At 70.5% G+C, this 21,516-nt stretch carries 21 protein-coding genes; 14 read left to right on the forward strand and 7 right to left on the reverse strand.

What is annotated here, in order from left to right; translation table 11 throughout:
- The first annotated feature begins 3 nt into the window (after nucleotides 1–3).
- The 7 genes from ybeY to AB0I51_RS01875 all read left to right on the forward strand — a co-directional run bounded on the left by ybeY (nucleotide 4) and on the right by AB0I51_RS01875 (nucleotide 5,950).
- Nucleotides 4–501: an rRNA maturation RNase YbeY gene (ybeY, locus tag AB0I51_RS01845; RefSeq protein ID WP_362970339.1), complete on the forward strand. Its 498-nt coding sequence runs from the start codon at nucleotides 4–6 to the stop codon at nucleotides 499–501.
- Between the two features lie 21 nt (nucleotides 502–522).
- The gene (locus AB0I51_RS01850; RefSeq protein ID WP_362970341.1) at nucleotides 523–1,821 is read left to right on the forward strand and encodes a hemolysin family protein; all 1,299 of its coding nucleotides are present in this window, start codon (nucleotides 523–525) and stop codon (nucleotides 1,819–1,821) included.
- Nucleotides 1,818–2,177: an MmcQ/YjbR family DNA-binding protein gene (locus AB0I51_RS01855; protein WP_362970343.1), complete on the forward strand. Its 360-nt coding sequence runs from the start codon at nucleotides 1,818–1,820 to the stop codon at nucleotides 2,175–2,177. The genes AB0I51_RS01850 and AB0I51_RS01855 overlap by 4 nt, the downstream gene beginning before the upstream one ends.
- Before the next feature lie 36 nt (nucleotides 2,178–2,213).
- Nucleotides 2,214–2,567, forward strand: a complete 354-nt coding sequence (locus tag AB0I51_RS01860; protein WP_362970345.1) for a cytidine deaminase — start codon at nucleotides 2,214–2,216, stop codon at nucleotides 2,565–2,567.
- Nucleotides 2,568–2,881: 314 nt separating this feature from the next.
- Nucleotides 2,882–3,355 (forward strand): hypothetical protein, encoded by a 474-nt coding sequence (locus AB0I51_RS01865; protein ID WP_362970347.1) that lies wholly within the window; start codon nucleotides 2,882–2,884, stop codon nucleotides 3,353–3,355.
- A 185-nt stretch (nucleotides 3,356–3,540) separates the two neighbouring features.
- Entirely contained in the window at nucleotides 3,541–4,857 is a 1,317-nt protein-coding gene (locus AB0I51_RS01870) for a beta-xylosidase (protein ID WP_362970349.1), read from the forward strand.
- A gap of 79 nt (nucleotides 4,858–4,936) precedes the next feature.
- Entirely contained in the window at nucleotides 4,937–5,950 is a 1,014-nt protein-coding gene (locus AB0I51_RS01875; protein WP_362970351.1) for a DUF916 domain-containing protein, read from the forward strand.
- Here the strand turns inward: AB0I51_RS01875 and AB0I51_RS01880 are convergent.
- Both AB0I51_RS01880 and AB0I51_RS01885 read right to left on the reverse strand, forming a co-directional pair.
- Entirely contained in the window at nucleotides 5,844–6,182 is a 339-nt protein-coding gene (locus tag AB0I51_RS01880) for a P-II family nitrogen regulator (RefSeq protein ID WP_362970353.1), read from the reverse strand. The genes AB0I51_RS01875 and AB0I51_RS01880 overlap by 107 nt on opposite strands.
- The gene (locus AB0I51_RS01885) at nucleotides 6,179–7,498 is read right to left on the reverse strand and encodes an ammonium transporter (protein ID WP_362970355.1); all 1,320 of its coding nucleotides are present in this window, start codon (nucleotides 7,496–7,498) and stop codon (nucleotides 6,179–6,181) included. The genes AB0I51_RS01880 and AB0I51_RS01885 overlap by 4 nt, the downstream gene beginning before the upstream one ends.
- Nucleotides 7,499–7,663: 165 nt before the next feature.
- Between AB0I51_RS01885 and era the strand changes: the two genes are divergently transcribed.
- Entirely contained in the window at nucleotides 7,664–8,632 is a 969-nt protein-coding gene (gene era, locus AB0I51_RS01890; RefSeq protein ID WP_200712884.1) for a GTPase Era, read from the forward strand.
- Here the strand turns inward: era and AB0I51_RS01895 are convergent.
- Nucleotides 8,629–9,483 (reverse strand): helix-turn-helix transcriptional regulator, encoded by an 855-nt coding sequence (locus tag AB0I51_RS01895; RefSeq protein ID WP_362970357.1) that lies wholly within the window; start codon nucleotides 9,481–9,483, stop codon nucleotides 8,629–8,631. The genes era and AB0I51_RS01895 overlap by 4 nt on opposite strands.
- A gap of 119 nt (nucleotides 9,484–9,602) precedes the next feature.
- Between AB0I51_RS01895 and AB0I51_RS01900 the strand changes: the two genes are divergently transcribed.
- The gene (locus AB0I51_RS01900) at nucleotides 9,603–10,457 is read left to right on the forward strand and encodes an NAD-dependent epimerase/dehydratase family protein (RefSeq protein WP_362970359.1); all 855 of its coding nucleotides are present in this window, start codon (nucleotides 9,603–9,605) and stop codon (nucleotides 10,455–10,457) included.
- A 6-nt stretch (nucleotides 10,458–10,463) separates the two neighbouring features.
- Here AB0I51_RS01900 and AB0I51_RS01905 read toward each other — a convergent pair whose 3' ends face one another.
- Genes AB0I51_RS01905 through AB0I51_RS01920 form a run of 4 tightly spaced genes read right to left on the reverse strand, consistent with a single transcriptional unit; the run spans nucleotide 10,464 to nucleotide 14,488 of the window.
- Complete coding sequence (locus AB0I51_RS01905; protein WP_362970361.1) at nucleotides 10,464–11,735, reverse strand: MFS transporter; 1,272 nt, start codon at nucleotides 11,733–11,735, stop codon at nucleotides 10,464–10,466.
- Entirely contained in the window at nucleotides 11,732–13,072 is a 1,341-nt protein-coding gene (locus AB0I51_RS01910; RefSeq protein ID WP_362970363.1) for a GH1 family beta-glucosidase, read from the reverse strand. The genes AB0I51_RS01905 and AB0I51_RS01910 overlap by 4 nt, the downstream gene beginning before the upstream one ends.
- Before the next feature lie 46 nt (nucleotides 13,073–13,118).
- A complete protein-coding gene (locus AB0I51_RS01915; RefSeq protein WP_362970365.1) occupies nucleotides 13,119–13,385 on the reverse strand; it encodes a protealysin inhibitor emfourin in 267 nt (88 codons plus the stop codon).
- Nucleotides 13,386–13,420: 35 nt separating this feature from the next.
- The gene (locus AB0I51_RS01920) at nucleotides 13,421–14,488 is read right to left on the reverse strand and encodes a M4 family metallopeptidase (RefSeq protein WP_362970367.1); all 1,068 of its coding nucleotides are present in this window, start codon (nucleotides 14,486–14,488) and stop codon (nucleotides 13,421–13,423) included.
- Between the two features lie 301 nt (nucleotides 14,489–14,789).
- Between AB0I51_RS01920 and leuA the strand changes: the two genes are divergently transcribed.
- From leuA to AB0I51_RS01945, 5 genes are all read left to right on the forward strand, one after another.
- Nucleotides 14,790–16,520 carry a 2-isopropylmalate synthase gene (gene leuA, locus AB0I51_RS01925; RefSeq protein WP_362970369.1) on the forward strand — a complete coding sequence of 577 codons (1,731 nt, stop codon included), beginning with the start codon at nucleotides 14,790–14,792 and terminating at the stop codon, nucleotides 16,518–16,520.
- Nucleotides 16,521–16,716: 196 nt separating this feature from the next.
- The gene (locus AB0I51_RS01930; RefSeq protein ID WP_362970371.1) at nucleotides 16,717–17,421 is read left to right on the forward strand and encodes a TerB family tellurite resistance protein; all 705 of its coding nucleotides are present in this window, start codon (nucleotides 16,717–16,719) and stop codon (nucleotides 17,419–17,421) included.
- A gap of 161 nt (nucleotides 17,422–17,582) precedes the next feature.
- Nucleotides 17,583–19,655: an MMPL family transporter gene (locus AB0I51_RS01935; protein ID WP_362970373.1), complete on the forward strand. Its 2,073-nt coding sequence runs from the start codon at nucleotides 17,583–17,585 to the stop codon at nucleotides 19,653–19,655.
- A 49-nt stretch (nucleotides 19,656–19,704) separates the two neighbouring features.
- A complete protein-coding gene (locus tag AB0I51_RS01940; RefSeq protein ID WP_362970375.1) occupies nucleotides 19,705–20,853 on the forward strand; it encodes a histidine kinase in 1,149 nt (382 codons plus the stop codon).
- Nucleotides 20,850–21,515 (forward strand): response regulator transcription factor, encoded by a 666-nt coding sequence (locus AB0I51_RS01945; protein WP_362970377.1) that lies wholly within the window; start codon nucleotides 20,850–20,852, stop codon nucleotides 21,513–21,515. Before AB0I51_RS01940 ends, AB0I51_RS01945 begins: the two co-directional genes overlap by 4 nt.
- The last annotated feature ends 1 nt before the right edge of the window (nucleotide 21,516 follow it).

Below are 21,516 nucleotides of genomic sequence, written 5' to 3' on the forward strand. Positions count from 1 at the left end.
ACCATGTCGATCGACGTCAACAACGAGTCCGGAACCGAGGTCGACGAGCAGGCGATCCTCGACATCGCCCGCTACGCGCTCGCGCGGATGCGCATCCACCCGCTCTCCGAGCTCTCGGTGATCGTCGTGGACGAGGACGCCATGGAGCAGCTCCACATCCAGTGGATGGACCTGCCCGGGCCGACCGATGTCATGTCCTTCCCGATGGACGAGCTGCGTCCGCCGAGCAAGGACGACGAGGAGCCTCCGCAGGGGCTCCTCGGTGACATCGTGCTGTGCCCGGAGGTCGCCGCGAAGCAGGGGGCCGAGGCCGAGACGCAGCACACCATGGACGAGGAGCTCCAACTCCTCACCGTCCACGGTGTGTTGCACCTGCTTGGGTACGACCACGAGGAGCCCGACGAGAAGGCCGAGATGTTCGGTCTGCAGGCGGCGATCGTGGACGGCTGGCGGGCGGAGAAGGGCCACGACGGCCCCTCCCCGGCGCCGACGGTCTCCTAGGGCACCGGGGCACCACGTCTCATGAGTCCTCAGATCGTCGTCGGCGCCATCGCCCTTGTCGTGGTCGCCTGGCTCGCCGCCTGCGCGGAGGCGGGCCTCGCGCGCGTCTCCAGCTTCCGCGCCGAGGAGGCCGTACGGTCCGGCCGGCGCGGCAGTGCCAAGCTCGCGCAGGTCGCCGCCGACCCGACCCGCTATCTCAATGTCGCGCTGCTGGTCAGGGTGGCCTGCGAGATGGCCGCCGCCGCGCTGGTCACCTACGAGTGCCTCCAGGTGATCCACGGGACCGCGCCCGCGCTGCTCGCCGCGATCGGCGTCATGGTCCTGGTGTCGTACGTCGCGGTGGGGGTCTCCCCGCGCACCATCGGGCGGCAGCATCCGCTGAACACGGCCACGGCGGCGGCCTATGTGCTGCTCCCGCTCGCGCGGATCATGGGACCGATCCCGTACCTCCTGATCCTCATCGGCAACGCGCTCACGCCCGGCAAGGGTTTCCGGCGCGGTCCGTTCGCGTCCGAGGCCGAGTTGCGGGCGCTGGTGGATCTCGCCGAGAAGGAGTCGCTGATCGAGGACGAGGAGCGCCGGATGGTGCACTCGGTCTTCGAACTCGGTGACACCCTCGTCCGCGAGGTGATGGTGCCGAGGACCGATCTCGTCGTCATCGAGCGGTACAAGACGATCCGTCAGGCCCTCACCCTCGCGCTCCGGTCGGGCTTCTCGCGTATTCCGGTGACCGGGGAGAGCGAGGACGACATCGTCGGGATCGTGTATCTGAAGGACCTGGTCCGCAAGACGCACATCAGCCGGGATGCCGAGTCCGAGCTGGTCTCCACGGCCATGCGGCCCGCGAGCTTCGTGCCGGACACCAAGAACGCCGGTGATCTGCTGCGCGAGATGCAGCAGGAGCGCAATCATGTCGCGGTCGTCATCGACGAGTACGGCGGCACGGCCGGCATCGTCACCATCGAGGACATCCTGGAGGAGATCGTCGGCGAGATCACCGACGAGTACGATCGGGAGCTTCCGCCGGTGGAGGAGCTGGGTGACGACCGCTACCGGGTCACCGCCCGCCTGGACATCGGCGACCTGGGCGAGCTGTACGGCTTCGAGGCCTACGACGACGAGGACGTGGAGACGGTCGGCGGGCTGCTCGCGAAGGCGCTGGGCCGGGTCCCGATCGCCGGTGCCTCCTCCGTGGTCGAGCTGCCCGACGGCCGCGAGCTGCGGCTGACGGCGGAGGCCTCGGCCGGCCGCCGGAACAAGATCGTGACGGTTCTGGTCGAGCCGGTGGGCCCGGCCGAGGAGGAGGCGAAGCCGGAGTGAGCCCCGAGCAACTGCGCGCGTTCTGCCTGTCGTTCAACGCGACGGTGGAGGAATTCCCCTTCAACCCGGACACCTCCGTCTTCAAGGTCCTGGGCAAGCTCTTCGCCCTGACCCGGCTGGACGCCCGCCCCCTCACCGTCAACCTCAAGTGCGACCCGGAGGACGCGATCCGGCTCCGGGAGGAGTACGAGGGGCTGATCATCCCCGGGTACCACATGAACAAGCGGCACTGGAACACGGTGACGGTGGACGGGGACCTTCCGGACCGGCTCCTCAAGGAGCTGATCGAGGACTCGTACGACCTGGTCGTGGCGGGGTTGCCGCGGGCGGAGCGGCTGCGGCTCGACCGGCCCTGAGGGACGTGCGGGACCGGTCCTTCGTATGCTCTGTTCATGACCGACAGCAACGCGCTCGACCCCGAGGACCGCAAGATCGTCACCCTGGCCCGTTCGGCCCGGGCCCGCAACGGCGTGCCCGAGGGGGCGGCCGTGCGGGACGAGACGGGGCGGACGTATGTCGCCGGGACGGTCGCCCTTGAGTCGCTGAGGCTGAGTGCGCTGCAGACGGCGGTGGCGATGGCGGTGGCGTCCGGGGCGAAGTCCTTGGAGGCGGCGGCGGTGGTGACGGAGGCGGAATCCGCGTCCGCGGAGGACCGTGCGGCGGTACGGGATCTGGGTGGGCCGGAGACTCCTGTGCACGTGGCTTCGCCGGACGGGAATGTCCGGCTGACGGTCGCCGCGGGCTGAGGTGGTGCTGGGGGTTCTGCCCCCAGACCCCCGATCGGCCCTGAGGGGGCCTCGTCCTCAAACGCCGGACGGGCTGAAATATGCGGGCTTGTGTTGAGAGGCCCCCGTGTCCGGAAGTAACCCGTCCGGATTTCGCCCTTGCTCTCTCCCCGCCTCCCGCGCATCAATGGAACCGTAAGTTCCGACGGACCGTCAGATTCTCGCTCGCGTGGCGCACCGCACCGCGTCCGTGAGGGGGACTGAGGTGTTTCTCCCGTCCATCCCCACATGGCATTCCCAGACTCGGGAAGGGAACCAGACCCATGAAAGGCAAGTTGAGAAGCAAGCGAATCGGAACGGGTGCGGCACTGGTGACGGGGGTCCTCGCGGCCACCTCGCTGGCGTTCGCGCCCAGCGCGCTCGCCGTCACTCCCCAGACGGCGACGATCACCGCGAGCTGCGGCATCTTCGGCGGCGGCGAGGCCACCATCACGGCCACGCAGGACGGTACGGCGGCCACGGTCACCGTCAACTCGTCCATCACCGCTCCGCTGGCCCTGGCGCAGGACTCGATCGCCTCCACCTTCACGTTCGTGAACGCGAGCGGCGGCACGACCGTCTTCAGCGGGACGGTGAACCCGGCCATGGCGACCGGCGACGCCGTCACCGTCGGTCCGCTCAGTGGCACCGTCGCCTCCGGTGACAGCCTGGAGGCGTACGGCGGCTCGCTGAAGATGACCATCTTCGGCATCGCGGTGACCTGTACGGCCACCGCACCGCAGTCGCCGGGTCCGTTCGTGTTCGACTGAGAAGTCGCCCGACAATTCCCCCCACGGGCTCAACTGGGCCGTCAACTCCCGCTGTTGGGCGGGAGCTGACGGCCCATCAGTTTATTTGTCCGTCTCCATTGACTTCTCACGCGATCCCCACATCAATGCCCCCTGTGGGCGCGGACGAGCCGCTGTGCCCACCGTCCTCAGGAGGGGGCACAGCCATGGCTACGACATCCCGAAGACGCCGTTGGGCGTCGTTGCTCGGGGTGACCGCGCTCGCGGTCGCCACGGGCGGTGCGCTGGCCTGTCCGGCCGGCGCGTCGACGAACGTGGACTTCGCCACGCACTGCATCCCGCCGGCGGTCGCGGGCATCCCGCCGATCGACGGCACCACGACCGCCGCGATCACGGTGGACAACACCGCGCCCAAGGTCGGCGACACGGTCACCGTGACGTACACGGTGGTCAAGCCGGCCGCCAGCAACCCGACCGCGATCGCCCTGCCGGCCGACATCATGACGCCCACCGGGAAGGTCACCCTCGGCGGTGCCCAGACCGGCAGCTTCACGGTCGCCGGGCCCAAGAAGAACGACCCGGTGCCGGGCAACGGCGCCTTCCCGTCGTTCTCCATGACCGGCACCTTCACGGTCACCACCCCGGGCGCGATCACTCTCGCGCCCGGCGACTACAACATCCACACCAGCTACATCCTGGAGCTGGACACCCCCTGCACGGTGACGAACCCGCCGGCACCGGTCTCGGAGACGGTCACCGCGACCGCCACCACTCCGGTCAACACTCGTGCAATCAGCCTGAGTTCGGCCTCCGGCAACGCCGGTGACAGCGTCACCGTCACCGGCAGCAACTTCACACCGGGTGCCACCGTGACCCTGGCCGGACGGTCCGGCAGCGCCCAGACCGCGGACAAGGCGACCGTCACGGCCACCAGCGCCGGCACCATCAGCGGCTCGCTCACCGTCAACGACAAGACGACGACCGGGATCGTGGCGTACGAGGGCAGTGCGTGGAGTGCCGATCTGGGGGCCGGTCCGGCCGCCTATGTCGTCAACGACACCACACCCGTTCCGCCGGGGAGTCAGAAACTGACGACCACCGTCAAGGCGGGCAGTCTGTCGATGTCGCAGGCCGGGGACGCCGTGGGCCTCTCCGCCGTCGACTTCGGCAAGGGCGGTGCCTCCACGGGCGCCCTCAACACGGTGACGGTCCAGGACTTCCGCGGCGGACCCGCGGGCTGGTCCCTGACCGGCAAGGTCACCGACTTCACCGGTCCCGGCGCCAAGATCGATGCCGGGGCGCTGAGTTGGACACCCGCCTGCGCCACCAAGGCGGGCAGCCCGAGCACCTGTGTCGCCGGTTCGGCGGGCACGGTGGGCAGTTCGGGAGCGACGCTCGCGTCCACGCCCGACGGTACGGTCACCGGCGGCCAGTTCACCGTCGACGCCGGACTCTCCCTGAACGTACCGGCGTTCACGCCTCCGGGCTCGTACTCCGGCGTTCTGACGCTCACGCTCACCTGACCGTCCGAACTCACCTCCGGTGGCCGGGCGCCCGCACCCGCCCGACCGCCGCACACCACGTCCGTGGGGGTCCGCACCCATGCGCAAGCTGTACGTCCTCCTCCTGAGCCTCTGTTTCGGCGTGCTCGCCGCGCCGTCTTCCCACGCCGCCGACAACGGCAGTTGGTCCGTGTACCCGGCCGCCTCGCAGATCGCCGCGCGGCCGTACTTCTATCTCTCCGCCGACCCCGGCCAGACCATCCGGGACAAGGTGGTCGTCGCCAACAAGACGGCGAAGCCGCTCACCTTCCGGCTGTACGCGGCCGACGCCTACAACACCGCGCGCGACGGCGGGTTCGCCGTGCGGACGGTGAAGGAGAAGATGCGCGGGGTCGGCGCGTGGGCGAAGCCCGCGAAGTCCCGAGTCACCGTCCCCGCCCACAAGTCGGTCACCGTGCCGTTCACCCTGCATGTGCCCGAAGGGGCCGAACCGGGCGACCACCCGGGCGCGTTGGTCGCCCTCGACGAACGCGTCGACAAGGGCGACGGATCACTCGCCCTCGGAGTCCAGCGGGCCGTCGGCGCCCGGGTCTACCTCCGGGTCAGCGGCCCCACGCTGCCCGCGCTCGCCGTCGAGCACGTCCACATCTCCCATCACCAGCCGCTGGTACCGGGGTTGGGGAGCAGCGACGCGACGATCTCCTACACGCTGCACAACACCGGCAACATCACCCTCGACCCGAAGGTGACCCTGAAGGCACAGGGACTGTTCGGCCGGACGCTGCTCTCGCGCGGACTGACCCGAATCCCGGCCGAGTTGCTGCCCGGGCAGAGCGTGAAGCTGACCGAGTCGTGGAAGAGCGCGCCCCAACTCGACTGGGGCGACATCACGTTGACCGCGAGCGCGCCGGGCACCAAGCAGTCGGCGAGCGCGTCGTACTTCGCGCTGCCCTGGCTGGCGGCGGCGCTGCTGCTCGCGGTCGGGTTCGTCGGGGGAGTGCTGGCGGTCAGAGCGCGTCGGGGCCGCGCTCGCCCGTCCGTACCCGTACGACCGTCTCGACCGGAATCGACCACACCTTCCCGTCCCCGATCTTCCCCGTCTGTGCGGCCTTGACGATCGCGTCGATCACTGCGTCCGAGTCCGTGTCGTCGACGACGACCTCGATCCGCACCTTCGGCACGAGGTCGACACGGTACTCGGCGCCCCGGTACACCTCGGTGTGGCCGCGCTGCCGGCCGTAGCCGCTGGCCTCGGTGACGGTCAGGCCGTGCACGCCGAGCTCCTGGAGCGCCGTCTTGACCTCGTCGAGGCGGTACGGCTTGACGATCGCGGTGATGAGCTTCATGCCTGGGACTTGACCTTCTGGAGGGAGGGGACGGACGGACTGACCGGGGCTCCGTGCCCCAGGACGCCGTGATCGTATGCGGTCTCGGCGTGCACCGTAAGGTCCAGACCCGTCCGCTCCTCCTCTTCACTCGCCCGCAGCCCCATCACCCGGTCGAGCAGCTTCCCGATCCCGTACGTCACGAGGAACGCGTACGCCCCTACGGCGACCACGGCCACCAGCTGCTTGCCGAGCTGGGCGAGCCCACCGCCGTAGAGGAGACCCTCGGGGCCGCCGGTCATCGAGGTGACCGCGAAGACGCCGATCAGGAGGGTGCCGATGACTCCGCCGACCAGGTGGACGCCGACGACGTCGAGCGAGTCGTCGTAGCTGAGCCTGAACTTCCAGCCGACCGCGTACGAGCAGACGGCACCGGCGGCGAGGCCGACGACCAGCGCGCCGAGCAGCGAGACCGAGCCGCAGGACGGGGTGATGGCGACCAGGCCCGCGACCGCGCCGGAGGCCGCGCCCAGGGTTGTCGGATGTCCGTCGCGCTTCTGCTCGACGAAGAGCCAGCCGAGCAGGCCGGTGCAGCCGGCGGCGAGAGTGTTGAGGAAGGCCGCGGCGGCGAGGCCGTTGGCGCCGAGCGCGGAGCCCGCGTTGAAGCCGAACCAGCCGAACCAGAGCAGGCCTGCGCCCAGCATGACCATGGGGAGGTTGTGCGGCCGCATGGCGTCCTTCTTGAAGCCGAGCCGCGGGCCGACCACCAGGCACAGCGCCAGCCCCGAGGCGCCCGAGGTGATCTCGACGGGGAGGCCGCCCGCGAAGTCGAGGGCGCCGAGGTGCGCCGCGATCCAACCGCCCGGGCCCCACACCCAGTGCGCGACGGGAACGTATACGAGCAGCGCCCAGACGGGTACGAAGACCAGCCACGCGCCGAAGCGCACCCGGTCGGCCACCGCGCCGCTGATCAGCGCGGCAGTGATGATCGCGAAGGTGAGCTGGAAGGTGGCGAAGAGGAGGGTGGGGACGGTGCCGTGGACGGCGTTGGGGCCGAGGCCCGCCATGCCGAGGTGCTTCACGCCGCCGACGAGCCCGCCGCCGATGTCGTCGCCGAAGGCGAGCGAGTAACCGGCGGCCAGCCACACCACCGTGACCAGGGCGATCGACACGAAACTCATCATCAGCATGTTGAGGACGCTCTTCGCGCGGACCATGCCGCCGTAGAAGAGGGCCAGGCCCGGGGTCATCAGCAGGACCAGAGCGGTGGCGGCGAGCAGCCAGGCGGTGTCGCCGGTGTCGATACGTCCGTCGGCAAGTGCGGCGGCGAGGGTCACGGTCGTCTCCAACGGTGTGGGGGCTCGTCAGAGGGTCACCGGCCCGGGTTTCCGGTTGTGTACGGCTGTGTTTCCGTTACGTTTCATTGCGTCGGGGTTACCGAAAGCTCACCGTGTGAGGCTCCGGTGGACTGTTGTGCGGCGGGGGCCTGTGGATCAGGGACAATGGGCGCCATGAGCGTTCGTACCCCGTCATCCAAGCCGTCTGACTCGTCGGAGGCTCCCCACCGCGCCGGCTTCGCCTGCTTCGTGGGCCGCCCCAACGCGGGCAAGTCCACCCTTACGAATGCTCTGGTCGGCCAGAAGGTGGCGATCACCGCCAACCAGCCGCAGACCACGCGGCACACGGTCCGCGGCATCGTCCACCGGCCGGACGCCCAGCTGATCCTGGTCGACACCCCTGGCCTGCACAAGCCGCGCACGCTGCTCGGCCAGCGGCTCAACGACATCGTGCGTACGACGTGGGCCGAGGTCGACGTCATCGGCTTCTGTCTGCCGGCGAACGAGAAGCTGGGCCCGGGTGACCGTTTCATCGCGAAGGAACTGGCGTCGATCAAGAAGACGCCGAAGATCGCGATCGTCACGAAGACCGACCTGGTCGACTCCAAGACCCTCGCCGAGCAGCTCATCGCCATCGACCAGCTCGGCAAGGAGCTGGGCTTCGAGTGGGCGGAGATCGTGCCGGTGTCGGCGGTCGCGGACCAGCAGGTGGACCTGCTCGCCGACCTCCTCATTCCTTTGTTGCCGGAGGGCCCCGCCCTCTACCCCGAGGGCGACCTCACCGACGAGCCCGAGCAGGTCATGATCGCGGAGCTGATCCGCGAGGCGGCCCTGGAAGGCGTCCGTGACGAGCTGCCGCACTCCATCGCCGTCGTCGTCGAGGAGATGCTCCCGCGCGAGGACCGCCCCGCCGACAAGCCCCTTCTCGACATCCACGCCTTCGTCTACATCGAGCGCCCCAGCCAGAAGGGCATCATCATCGGCCCGAAGGGCGCCCGTCTGAAGCAGGTCGGGATCAAGTCGCGCAAGCAGATCGAGGCGTTGCTCGGCACGCCGGTCTTCCTGGACCTGCATGTGAAGGTCGCCAAGGACTGGCAGCGGGATCCTCGGCAGTTGCGGAAGCTGGGGTTCTAGGAGCCTGCTCCCTGCGGGGTCATGTCCTGGAGGCCCACCACGCGCAGGAGTTGGAGCCGCTCGTACGACTCCGTGCCCGGGCGCGCCGTGTGGATGATCAGCAGGTGGTGGGCGTCCTGGTTCAGGAGGACCTCGCAGTCCAGTTCCAGGAGGCCGACCAGCGGGTGGCGGAAGCGCTTCGTGGACTGCCGTCGTACGGCGACCTCGTGGTCCTCCCACAGTCGCGCGAACTCCTCGCTCCCCGCCCGTAGTTCGGCCACCAGCGCGGCCGGTTCCGGGTCGTCGGGGCGGGCCGCCGCCACCGCCCGGAGGTTCGCCACATGGGCGCGCGCGTGCTCCGGGACGTCCTCCGGCGGGAACAGCTCCCGCGAGGCGGGGTCCAGGAAGAAGCGGCGGAGCATGTTGCGTTCCCGGGGCGGGCGGGCGAACGCGTCGCCCGACAGCGCCCGCGCCATCGCGTTCTGCGCGATCACCTCACCGCAGTCGCTGGACACGTGCGCCGGGGTGTCGTGCAGCCGGTCCAGCACGAGGAGGAGGGCCGGCCGCAGGTGCGCGCTCCCGCCTCCCCTGTGCGGTGGTTCCTCTCCCGTCAGGTGGAAGAGGTGGTCGCGTTCGTCGTCCGTGAGCCGCAGCGCGCGGGCCAGTGCCGTGAGCATCTGGCGGGACGGGCGCGGGCCCCGGGACTGTTCGAGGCGTGTGTAGTAGTCCACGGACATCCCGGCGAGCTGCGCCACCTCCTCGCGGCGCAGTCCTGGTGTACGGCGGCGGGCGCCGGCCGTGAGGCCCACGTCGGAGGGGTCCAGGCGGGCCCGGCCCCGGCGCAGGAAGTCGGCGAGTTCGGCTCGGTTCACGCTTCCAGCGTGCGGCAGTCCGCCCGGCTTATCCAGGGACTGCCGATCCCCTGATCGGAAGGTCTCTCCCGGTACCGGCCCGCCTGCCCAAGGCTGGTCGGAGACGAGAGGAGCACGACATGCTGACACTGGTGACAGGCTCGACGGGACAGGTCGGACGGCGCTTTGTACCGAGGCTGCTGGCACGGACAAGGCCCGGGGGGCGGGTGCGCGTGCTGGTGCGGGACGCCGCCCGCGCCGAGCGATTCGCCGACCTGGGCGCGGAGGTCGTACTCGGCGATCTGCGGGACGAGGACGCCCTCGGCAAGGCGGTCGCCGGCGTGGACGCGGTCGTGAACGTCGCCGCGTCCTTCCGCGGCGTACCGGACGAGGAGGCCTGGGCCGTCAACCACGCGGCGGCGGTCGCCCTCGGCCGAGCGGCACTGACCTCCGGTGTGCGGCGCTTCGTCCAGGTGAGCAGCGGGATGATCTACGGCGTGGGGCGCGGCCGGCCGCTGACCGAGGAGGACGAGAGCCGCCCCGGCGGCAAGATATGGGGCGCGTACAACGAGTCGAAGGTGGCGGCGGAGCGTGAACTCCTCGCCCTCACCGACATGGACGTCCGCGTCGCCAGGCTCCCGTTCGTCTACGGCGAGGGCGACCCCCACCTCGTCAACTCCCTCCAGTGGGCGGCACATTGGGCCTCGAACCAGCGCCTTCACATGGGCCACCACGCGGACGTCGCCCAGGGCCTCCTGCGCATCCTGCACGCCCCGGGAATCGCCGGCCGCGTCTACAACATCGCCGACGACGCGCCGGTCACCGCGGTCGACCTGCACCTGCTCAACGGCGTGGAGATCCCCGCCGAACTCGCCCAGAACACCGACCCCGACCCCTGGTTCGGCATCATGTCCACGGAACGCATCCGCCGCGAGCTGGGCTACCGCCCGATGTTCCCGACGGCATGGTCCGCACGGGACGCGGGCGTGCTCTGACCCGCCTCACTCCACCCCCCGAATCCGCCGCACCAGCAACGCCCCCGCCATCCCGATCACCGCCGACACCAGATACAGCACCCGGTACCCGCCCAGATAGGTGACGATCGGCGCGGCGAGGGCGGGGGCCGCGACCTGGGGGAGGGCGTTGGCGACGTTGATGACGCCGAGGTCCTTGCCGCGGTCCAGGGCCTTCGGGAGGACGTCCGTCATCAGGGCGAAGTCGACCGAGGTGAAGACGCCGAAGCCGATGCCGAGGAGCGCCGCCGCGGTGACAGCGCCCGGCCAGGTCTGCCAGCCCGCCAGTGCCGCCGTCGCCAGCGCCATCAGGACGCCGGACCAGATCACGAACGGCTTGCGGCGGCCGACCCGGTCGGACCACACCCCGCCGACCACGACCGTGGCCAGGAGCGTCAGGCCGTTCACCGCCGTGAGGATCAGGACGCCCTGGTCGGGGTCGTGGTAGTGCAGGCGGTCCCGCAGGTAGTAGAGGAGGTACAGCAGCACCAGCGCGTTGCTCAGGTTGATCAGGAAGCGGGTCAGCCATGCCCAGCCGAGGTCGGGGTAGCGGCGCGGGCTCAGCCAGAAACCCTTGAAGAAGCCCTGCCAGGACCACAACGGCCTGTCCGCGGGCCGGAGTTGCAGGTCCTTGTAGCGCAGGACGTACGGGAGCACGCCCACCGCCGTGAACACCGCGCACGCCACGTAGCCCGCCCCGACGCCCCCGGCCGCCGTCGCGAGGCCCGTGCCGCCGACCACGCCCAGGATCTGTGCGGCGCCCAACCAACCTCCCACAGAGCCCCGTTGGAGGCGCGGGACGCGGTCGGGGACGGCCGCGGTGATCGCCGCGAAGGCCGCGTTCAGGGTGAGCTGGACCAGGCACCAGCCGGCCGCCATCGTCCACACCCCGCCCGCACCCGCGAGCAGCAGCAACGACAGGGCCCCGCCCGCCGACCCGGCCACGATCCACGGCGTACGGCGGCCCCACCGGGACGTCGTACGGTCGGACAGCGCGCCGAAGAGCGGATTGGCGACCAGGGACACCAGCGCGCCCGCGCCGGTCACCCACGCGAGCATCGTCTCCTTGGACATGCCGGTGCCCGGCGCGAAGTCCTTCGCCTGGGAGGCCAGCAGGATCTGCAGCGGGCCGTACCAGCCCACCCAGATCGCCCCGTTGGCGAGCGACAGCGCGGAGGTCCAGCCCCGGCCGACGCGGTCGACCGGCTCGGCGAGGGCGCCGGGCGCGGAGACCGCGTCCGCCGCGTCGGCCGTCGTCATCCCTGTACCCGCTCTCTCTGCGCCCGCAGCAGGCCCTGGAACCAGCCGTACGACGCCTTCGGGGTGCGCGCCTGCGTCTCGTAGTCGACGTGGACGAGGCCGAAGCGCCGCTCGTAGCCCTCCGCCCACTCGAAGTTGTCGAGGAGCGACCACACGAAGTAGCCGCGGACGTCCACGCCCGCCTCCAACGCCCTGTGCAGCGCCCGGACATGGCCGTCGAGGTAGGCGATCCGGTCCTGGTCGTCGAGGCCGTCGTAGGAGCAGCCGTTCTCGGTGATGACGACGGGCGGGAGGCGGTCGCCGTAGCGGTCGCGGAAGGTGGTGAGGAGCTCGGTGAGGCCCTCGGGGACCACCGGCCAGCCGAAGTCCGTGACCGGCACGCCCTCGATGTCCCTTACCGAGAAGGGGAGTTCGGCCGGGAGTGTCAGTCCGCCGAACTCGATCTCCGCGCCCTGCGGTGCCCCGACCCGGCTCGGCGCGTAGTAGTTGATGCCGTACCAGTCGATCGGTTCGGCGATCACCTTCAGGTCGGACTCCACGTCGCCCGGCATCAACTCGCCGAGACCGGACGGGTATTCGCCGAGGATCAGCGGCTCCGCGAACAGGCGGTTCAGCAGCAGGTCGTAGAAGTTCGCCGCCTCGATGTCCTCCGGCTCCTGCGAGGCCGGCCAGGTCGGGCCGTGGGAGTTGGCGATCCCGATGTCGCCGGCGCCGGCCGCGCGCAGCGCCCGTACCGCCAGGCCGTGGGCCAGGAGTTGGTGGTGGGCGACGGGGAGCGCGTCGAACAGCAACTCCTTGCCCGGTGCGTGGGCGCCCAGCGCGTGTCCCAACAGCGTGTGTTCCGCGGGCTCGTTGAGGGTGATCCACTTCTTCACCCGGTCGCCCAGGCGGTCGGCGACCACCGACACGTACTCGGCGAAACGCGACGCCGTGTCCCGCTCCAGCCAGTCCAGTCCGGCCGGGAGGTCCCAGTGGAACAGGGTCGGGACCGGACGTACGCCCGCCGCGATCAGGTCGTCGACGAGTCGGTCGTAGAAGTCGAGGCCGCCGGGGGAGTTCACCCGCGGCCAGGAGATGGAGAAGCGGTACGCGTCCACGCCGAGGTCGGCCAGGAGGGCCACGTCCTCGCGGTGGCGGTGGAAGTGGTCGCAGGCCACCGCCGCCGTCGAACCGTCCTTGATCCGGCCCGGCTCGGCCTCGAACACGTCCCAGACGGAGGGCTCGCGCTCGTCCGCCGCACCCTCGATCTGGTGGGCCGAGGTCGAGACGCCCCAGAGGAAATCGGCCGGGAATCGAGGTATCGGGTTGCCTGCATCAGTCGCCATGCGCCGGATCATCCGTACCGGCGGTAACGGGTGTCAACGGGCGGGCGTGAACAAGCAGTTACGCACCTTCCTTCAACACTCTCTGGATCAGCGTCCGTTGCTCCTCCGTAAGCCTGGGGTCGGCCGTGTACACGGTCTTCCCGTCCACCGTGATCTCGTAGTGGAAGCCGTCCGGGACACCGGACTTCGGCGTGCGCTGGCCGTCGGCGACCACCCGCTCGGCCAGCGCGTGCCACTCATGGGCGTCGGGCCGCGCCGAGGTGTCGACCTCGCCGCGGCGCTCGATGCCACCGAACCCGCCCGTGCGCCGTACCTGAATACGCATGGGTCCTGTCTAGTACGGATGCGGGCCCGGCGCGACTACGACGTGGGCACCCCGACCTGTTCCCACGCCTTCTGCACGGCCTGCAGCTCCTCGCCGCCGTCCCCGAACCGGGTCTTCGCCGCGGCCACGGTGAGGGTGGCGAAGTCGGCGAACAGGGCGTCCTTCTTGAGTTCGCCGCCGGTCAGCACGTCGTACCAGATCTGTCCGGCCTTCTCCCAGGCGTGCCCGCCGAGCGCGTCGGCGACCAGGTAGAAGGCGTGGTTGGGGATGCCGGAGTTGAGGTGCACACCGCCGTTGTCGCGCCCGGTCTTGACGAAGCCGTCCATCGTCGCGGGCTGCGGGTCCTTGCCGAGCGCGTCGTCGTCGTAGGCCGTGCCCGGGGCCTTCATGGAGCGCAGGGCGACGCCGGAGACGCGCGGGGCGAGCAGGCCGGCGCCGATCAGCCAGTCGGCCTCGGCGGCGGTCTGGCCGAGCGAGTACTGCTTGATGAGCGAGCCGAAGACGTCGGAGATCGACTCGTTCAGGGCGCCGGACTGACCGAAGTAGGTCAGGTTCGCGGTGTACTGCGTGACGCCGTGGGTGAGTTCGTGGCCGATGACGTCGACCGGGATGGTGAAGTCGAGGAACAGCTCGCCGTCGCCGTCGCCGAACACCATCTGTTCGCCGTTCCAGAACGCGTTGTCGTACTTCACGTCGTAGTGGACGGAGGCGTTGAGCGGCAGGCCCTCGCCGTCGATGGAGTGCCGGTTGAAGGCGTTGAGGTAGAGCTCGAAGGTGGCGCCGAGTCCGGCGTAGGCGCGGTTGACGGTCGCGTCCTTGCCGGGGTCGGAGCCCTCGGCGCGGACCTTCTTGCCGGGCAGGTCCTGCTTGTGCTTGGCGTCGTAGATCGTGCGCCGCGGCTTGTCGGTCTCGGTGGGCGCGGCGACGGTCGGTGCGCCGAGCACGGTGGTGAGCCGGCGGTGTGTGCGCTCGTAGGCGTCGCGCTGCAGGGTCTCGCGGGCGGGACCGGCGAGCGCGGGGTCCTCGTGCTGGGCGAGCTTGTCGAGGACATGCGGTGGGACGATCGTGCAGAAGACGGGCTCGAAGCCCCCGTGTGTCGTCATGCCCGGCACCTTGGCACTGAGTTATGCCGCTGTCACTACCGGCAACCATGATTGGTGAAATACGGGGACAATCATCACAGTCTCGTAGCAGAGAGTGGTATACGGTCGTGGATGTCCCGCATAGTGATACGGCCCCCCGCGCGGCGTACGACTCGGCTAGTCTGCTGGACATCATGCGTTACGGGCTGCTTCTCCTTAGCTGCCGCGGCGAGGGCCTGTAGTCCAGGTCGACTCCCTCCCCGCGGAGCTTCGCGTTGCGTCGTCGGCCGTCCTTCAGGACACCACGAGGAGCCCACGCATCATGGCCCAGAGCGCCAATCGCCAGCAGCCCAGTTCCATGCCGATCCACAAGTACGGCCAGTACGAGCAGGTCGACATCCCCGACCGCACCTGGCCCGACCGGCGGATCACCGTCGCCCCCCGCTGGCTCTCCACCGACCTGCGGGACGGCAACCAGGCCCTGATCGACCCCATGTCGCCGGCGCGCAAGCGCGCGATGTTCGACCTGCTGGTCAAGTTGGGCTACAAGGAGATCGAGGTCGGTTTCCCGGCCTCCGGCCAGACCGACTTCGACTTCGTGCGCTCGATCGTCGAGGAAGAGGGCGCGATCCCGGACGACGTCACGATCTCCGTACTGACCCAGGCCCGCGAGGACCTGATCGAGCGGACCGTGGAGTCCCTGAAGGGCGCCAAGCGGGCCACCCTGCACCTCTACAACGCGACCGCGCCCGTCTTCCGCCGCGTCGTCTTCCGCGGCTCCAAGGACGACATCAAGCAGATCGCCGTCGACGGCACCCGCCTGGTGATGGAGTACGCCGAGAAGCTGCTGGGCCCCGAGACCGAGTTCGGCTACCAGTACAGCCCCGAGATCTTCACGGACACCGAGCTGGACTTCGCGCTGGAGGTCTGCGAGGCGGTCATGGACGTCTGGCAGCCCGGCCCGGGCCGCGAGATCATCCTCAACCTGCCCGCCACGGTGGAGCGTTCGACCCCGTCCACGCACGCGGACCGCTTCGAGTGGATGCACCGCAACCTGTCCCGCCGCGAGCACGTCGTCCTCTCCATCCACCCGCACAACGACCGCGGTACGGCCGTCGCCGCCGCCGAGCTGGCGCTGATGGCCGGCGCCGACCGCGTCGAGGGCTGCCTGTTCGGCCAGGGCGAGCGCACCGGCAACGTCGACCTGGTCACCCTGGGCATGAACCTGTTCTCGCAGGGCGTCGACCCGCAGATCGACTTCTCCGACATCGACGAGATCCGTCGTACGTGGGAGTACTGCAACCAGATGGAGGTCCACCCGCGCCACCCGTACGTGGGCGACCTGGTCTACACGTCCTTCTCAGGCTCCCACCAGGACGCCATCAAGAAGGGCTTCGACGCCATGGAGGCCGACGCGAAGGCCAAGGGCGTCACGGTCGACGACATCGAGTGGGCGGTCCCGTATCTGCCCATCGACCCGAAGGACGTCGGCCGCTCCTACGAGGCCGTCATCCGCGTCAACTCGCAGTCCGGCAAGGGCGGAATCGCGTACGTCCTGAAGAACGACCACAAGCTGGACCTGCCGCGCCGGATGCAGATCGAGTTCTCCAGGCTGATCCAGGCCAAGACGGACGCCGAGGGCGGCGAGGTCACCCCCAAGCAGATCTGGGCGACCTTCGAGGACGAGTACCTGCCGAACCCGGACAACCCCTGGGGCCGTATCCAGGTCAGGACCGGCCAGTCGACCACCGACACCGACGGCGTGGACACGCTCAAGGTGGAGGCCACCGTCGACGGCGTCGACACCGTCCTGACCGGCTCCGGCAACGGCCCGATCTCCGCGTTCTTCGACGCCCTGCAGTCCGTCGGCATCGACGTACGGCTCCTGGACTACCAGGAGCACACGATGAGCGAGGGCGCCTCCGCGCAGGCCGCCTCGTACATCGAATGCGCGATCGACGACAAGGTTCTGTGGGGAATCGGGATCGACGCGAATACGACACGTGCCTCGCTGAAGGCGGTCGTCTCGGCCGTCAACCGCGCTACCCGCTGAACCATCCTGACCGGCGGTTTACCCGTCGCTCAAGCGCCCCGCACGCCGCTCTCCGGCGGGCGGGGCCCCGTCGTTTCCCGGCCATTCGATGTGCAGGTCACGGGCAGGTCTCGTCCTGGGTACTGACTCCAGCTCAACAATGTGGCTAACATCACGCCAGCGCGGCGATGTTGCCGCGGCGTTACGGAGGTGCGACGTGCTGCCAGAACGGGGACGGAACGGCCGAGTTGTCCATGAGGGCCGTGCAGCGCGCGTGCTGGGCATCCGTACCGCGTGGACCAGCGTCGGGGACGGCGAGTTCTTCTGCCCCGGCTGCGGGGGCGACCGCAACTACCAGCGGCTCACCGGACGCCGCCGCTTCACCCTGCTCGGCATGCCGGTACTGCCGCGCGGCGACACCGGGCCGGTCGTCGAGTGCGCCGCCTGCCAGGGCCACTACGGCACCGACGTCCTCGACCACCCCACCACGAGCCGCTTCTCCGCGATGCTCCGCGACGCCGTCCACACGGTCGCCCTCGCGGTCCTCGCGGCGGGCGGCACCTGCGCCCGTACGTCCCTGGAGGCCGCCGCGGGCACCGTGCGCGCCGCCGGCTTCCAGGACTGCACGGAGGACCAGCTCGGCGCGCTCGTCGAGGCCCTGGCCGCCGACACCGGCCGCGTCTATGGCGAACCCAGCGGCGCCGGCCTCGCCATAGAGCTGCACGAGGCCCTCGACCCGCTCGCCCCCCACCTCGCCCCCGCGGGCCGCGAATCGATCCTGCTCCAGGGCGCCCGCATCGCCCTCGCCGACGGCCCCTACACCCCCGCCGAACGCGACGCCCTCGCCACTGTGGGCGCGGCCCTCACCATCTGCGCGGACGACGTGACACGGCTGCTGGCGGCGGCGCGGACGCCGTCGTAATCCCGACCCTCCACTACTCCCCGGGGAGTAATACGGCCGCCCCGGCCACCCCCGGCGGTACGCCCGAACTCGCCCTCCCGCGCGACGACCCGTGCCTCCCGCGCCGGAAGTCTGGAGATTGCAACCAGACATCCGCGCCGCGCCGGGAGGGGACCCGATCCATGGTGGCCGAACAGAGGAACAGCACAAGGCGACGAGCCATCCCCTGGGTGGTGCTCGCGCTCTGGATCGGAGTACTCGCGCTGGCCTCGCCGTTCGCGTCGAAGCTCGGCGACGTGCAGCACGACCGGGTGACCGACTATCTGCCCGCGAGCGCCGACTCCACCCAAGTGGCCAAGACCCAGGAGCAGTTGCCCGGCGGCCAGTCCACCGAACTGGTCCTCGTCTATCACCGGGACGGGGGACTCACCGCCGCCGACAGGACCACGGCGGCCCAACAGCTCGCGAAGATCGGCACGTTGCACCCGCTCGCCGCGACCCCGCACGGCGTCCCGTCCGCCGACGGCACCACCCTCATGTACCCGGTCACCAGCAACTGGCCCGGCACCGACGAGAAGAAACGCACCACCCTCGTCGACGACATCCGCCAAGTCGCCCAGGAAAAGGGCGGATTGGAGGTCCAGGTCGGCGGCCCCGGCGCGCTGGCCACCGACGCGGGCAAGGTCTTCGACTCGCTCGGCGGACCCCTGCTCTACACGACCGTCGCGGTGGTCGCCCTACTCCTGATCCTGATCTACCGCAGCCCGGTCCTGTGGCTGGTCCCGCTGGTGGTCGCCGGAGCCGGCGACTTCCTGTCCACGGGCATCGCCTACGGTCTCAACCAGGCCTTCGGGACGACCATTTCGGGCCAGAGCACAGGCATCATGACGATCCTCGCCTTCGGCGCGGGCACCGACTACGCCCTGCTGCTCGTCTCCCGCTACCGCGAGGAACTACGGCGCGTGGAGCGCCCCTACGACGCGATGCGCGCCGCCCTGCGCGGCTGCGGGCCCGCCGTGCTCGCCTCCTCCGGCACGGTCGCCGCCGGACTGCTCTGCCTGCTCGCCGCCGACCTCAACTCCAGCCGCGGAATGGGCCCGTTGGGGACCGTAGGGGTGCTGTCCGCACTCGTCGCGATGCTGACCCTGCTGCCCGCGCTCCTCGTCCTCCTGGGCCGCCGCGTGTTCTGGCCGCTCGTCCCCGCCCACGGCTCCACGCCCAAGGCTCGCCGCTCGCTGTTCACGGCGATGGGCAGCTCCGCCGGACGCCGGCCCCTCCTCGTCCTCACGGGCGGCGCCGTCCTGCTCGGCGCACTGGCCCTGGGCGTCCTGAACCTGCCCGGCTCCCTCAAGCAGGACGAGACCTTCGTCGACCGCCCCGACTCCGTCACCGCGATGCGCACCCTCGCCGAGGCCTACCCCGAACGCTCCGCGCAGCCCATCGACGTCGTCACCCCGGCCGCGCGCGCCGACGCCACCCTCACCACGATCCGGGGCACCCGGGGCGTCGCCGACGCCCGAGCGGGCCGTAGCGGACACGGCTGGACGGAGATCTCCGTCACGGCTGTCGGCGCGCCCCAGTCGGCGGCTGAGACCCGCACCATCGAGGACCTCCGGCACACGCTCAAGGGCTCCTACGTCGGAGGGCCCAGCGCCCAGCAGATCGACCTGCGGGACACCAACGCGCGGGACCGGCTGGTCGTCGTGCCGATCGTCCTCGCGTCCGTGCTGCTGATCCTGGTCGTCCTGCTGCGGTCGCTGGTCGCGCCGCTGATGCTGGTGGCCGCCGTGATCGCGGTGTGGGGCGCGGCGCTGGGTATCGGCGGGCTGGTGTTCGGGCCGCTGTTCGGCTTCCAGGGGACCGACCCGGGGCTGGGGCTGCTGTCCTTCGTCTTCCTGGTCGCCCTCGGCGTCGACTACGGCATCTTCCTCATGCACCGGATGCGCGAGGAGTCGATCGGGGGCGCCGAACCGGTCGCCGCCGCGCTGACCGCACTGCGGACGACGGGCGGGGTCATCGCCTCCGCCGGACTGGTCCTGGCGGCGACCTTCGCGGTGCTGACCAACATGGGGCTCGTGCAACTCGTGGAGCTGGGCTTCGTGATCTCGGTGGGTGTGCTGCTGGACACCTTCCTCGTGCGGACGTACCTGGTGACCAGCGCGAGTGTGCTGCTGGGGCGGAAGGTGTGGTGGCCGGGGCGGCTGTCCCGGGCGCCCGAGGCCGTACGGCCGCAGCGCCAGCCGGAGCCGGTGTGAGGCCCTCGCATGCGGCCGGCGGAGGATGACCCTCGTGAAGCGGGCAATCATGACAAGCGTCCGGCGGCAGGACGTGCTCCTCGCCGCCGGACTCGCCGTTCTCGCGTCGGTCGTCGCCGTCAGCTTCGGCACCGGACGGCGACCGGACGCGCTCGGCTGGACGCTGCTGCTGGCCCTGCACGTCCCGCTGGCCTGGCGGCGCCGCGCCCCGCTGGTGGTGCTGTGCGTGATGATCCCGCTGATCGCGACCTTCCACGAACACGACTACAACCACTCCGCGCCGACCGGCGCCTCCATGGTGCTCCTCTACACGGTGGCGGTCACCGGCAGCGTCCGGCGCACGGTGGTCGTCGGCTGTTCGGTCATCGGCCTGATGCTGGCGCTGAAGATCGGCGACGGCATGTCCGGGGTCGCCGAGAGCTTCCAGATCGCCGGCTGGGTCGTCTCCATGCTGGTCCTCGGCGGCTACCTCCGCGTCCACCGCCAGCTCACCGCGACCGCCCTCGAACGCGCCGAGCGCGCCGAACGCACCCGCGAGGAGGAGGCCCGCCGCCGCGTCGCGGAGGAACGCCTGCGCATCGCCCGCGACCTGCACGACCTGCTCGCGCACAGCATCACCCTCATCGGCGTGCGGACGTCGGTGGCCGCGCATGTGCTCGCCGAGGACCCCGACCGCCTCGACCGGGCCGCCGTCGCCAAGGCCCTCGACGACATCGCGGAGACCTGCCGGTCGGCACGCGGCGAACTGCGCACCACCCTGGAGGTCCTCCGGGACGACGGCCCGCCCGACGAGCGCGGCCCGCTGCCCGGCCTCGGCGGACTGCCCGACCTCGCCGCCACGGCCCGGGACGCGGGCGCGAACGTCGAACTCGCGGTGCCGGCCGACGCCGTCCCGGCCGCCGTGGGCGCCGCCGCCTACCGGATAGTCCAGGAGGCGCTCACCAACGCGGTACGACACGGCGGGCGGGACGGCCTCACCGTCCGGGTCGGCGTCCACGAGCGCGACGGCGCCCTGCACGTCGACGTCACCGACGACGGACTCGGCAGCGGCGCGGCCCCGCCCGGCTTCGGTCTGGTCGGCATGCGCGAACGCGTCCGCAGCGTCGGCGGCACGCTGACCGCCGGACCACTCGGCACAAGGGGTTTCCAAGTGAGTGCGGTACTTCCGCTGCCCGCGCCCGGCGAGGGAGCACGGTGACCGCCATCCGCGTACTCCTCGCCGACGACCAGACCCTCGTACGGGCCGCGTTCGCCATGCTCGTCGAGTCGGCCAAGGACATGGAGGTCGTCGGACAGGCCGCCACCGGCCGCGAAGCCGTCGCGCTGGCCCGCACCGAACGCGCCGACCTCGTCCTGATGGACATCCGCATGCCCGACCTCGACGGCATCGAGGCCACCCGCCTCATCGCCGCCGACGAGGACCTCGCCGGGGTCAAGGTCCTCGTCCTCACCACCTACGACACCGACGAGAACGTGGTCGAGGCGCTGCGCGCCGGCGCCTCCGGATTCCTGGTCAAGGACACCCGTCCGGCCGAACTCCTCGACGCGATCCGAACGGTGGCGGCCGGAGAGGCGCTTCTGTCGCCGGGTCCGACGGCCCGGCTCATCGCCCGCTTCCTGCGCAGCCCCGTCGCGCCCGCGACCGGCGGCCCCGAATGCCTCTCCGCACGGGAACGCGGAGTGCTCGCCCTGGTCGCGCGCGGCCTCAACAACACCGAGGTGGCCGAAGCGTTGGGCCTGAGTCCGCTCACCGCGAAGACGCACGTCAGCCGCATCATGGGCAAGCTCGGGGCGCGGGACCGGGCCCAGCTGGTGATCGTGGCGTACGAGTCCGGGATGGTGACACCGGGGAAGCTGTGAC

The organism is Streptomyces sp. NPDC050549 (assembly GCF_040655035.1).
Taxonomy (GTDB): domain Bacteria; phylum Actinomycetota; class Actinomycetes; order Streptomycetales; family Streptomycetaceae; genus Streptomyces.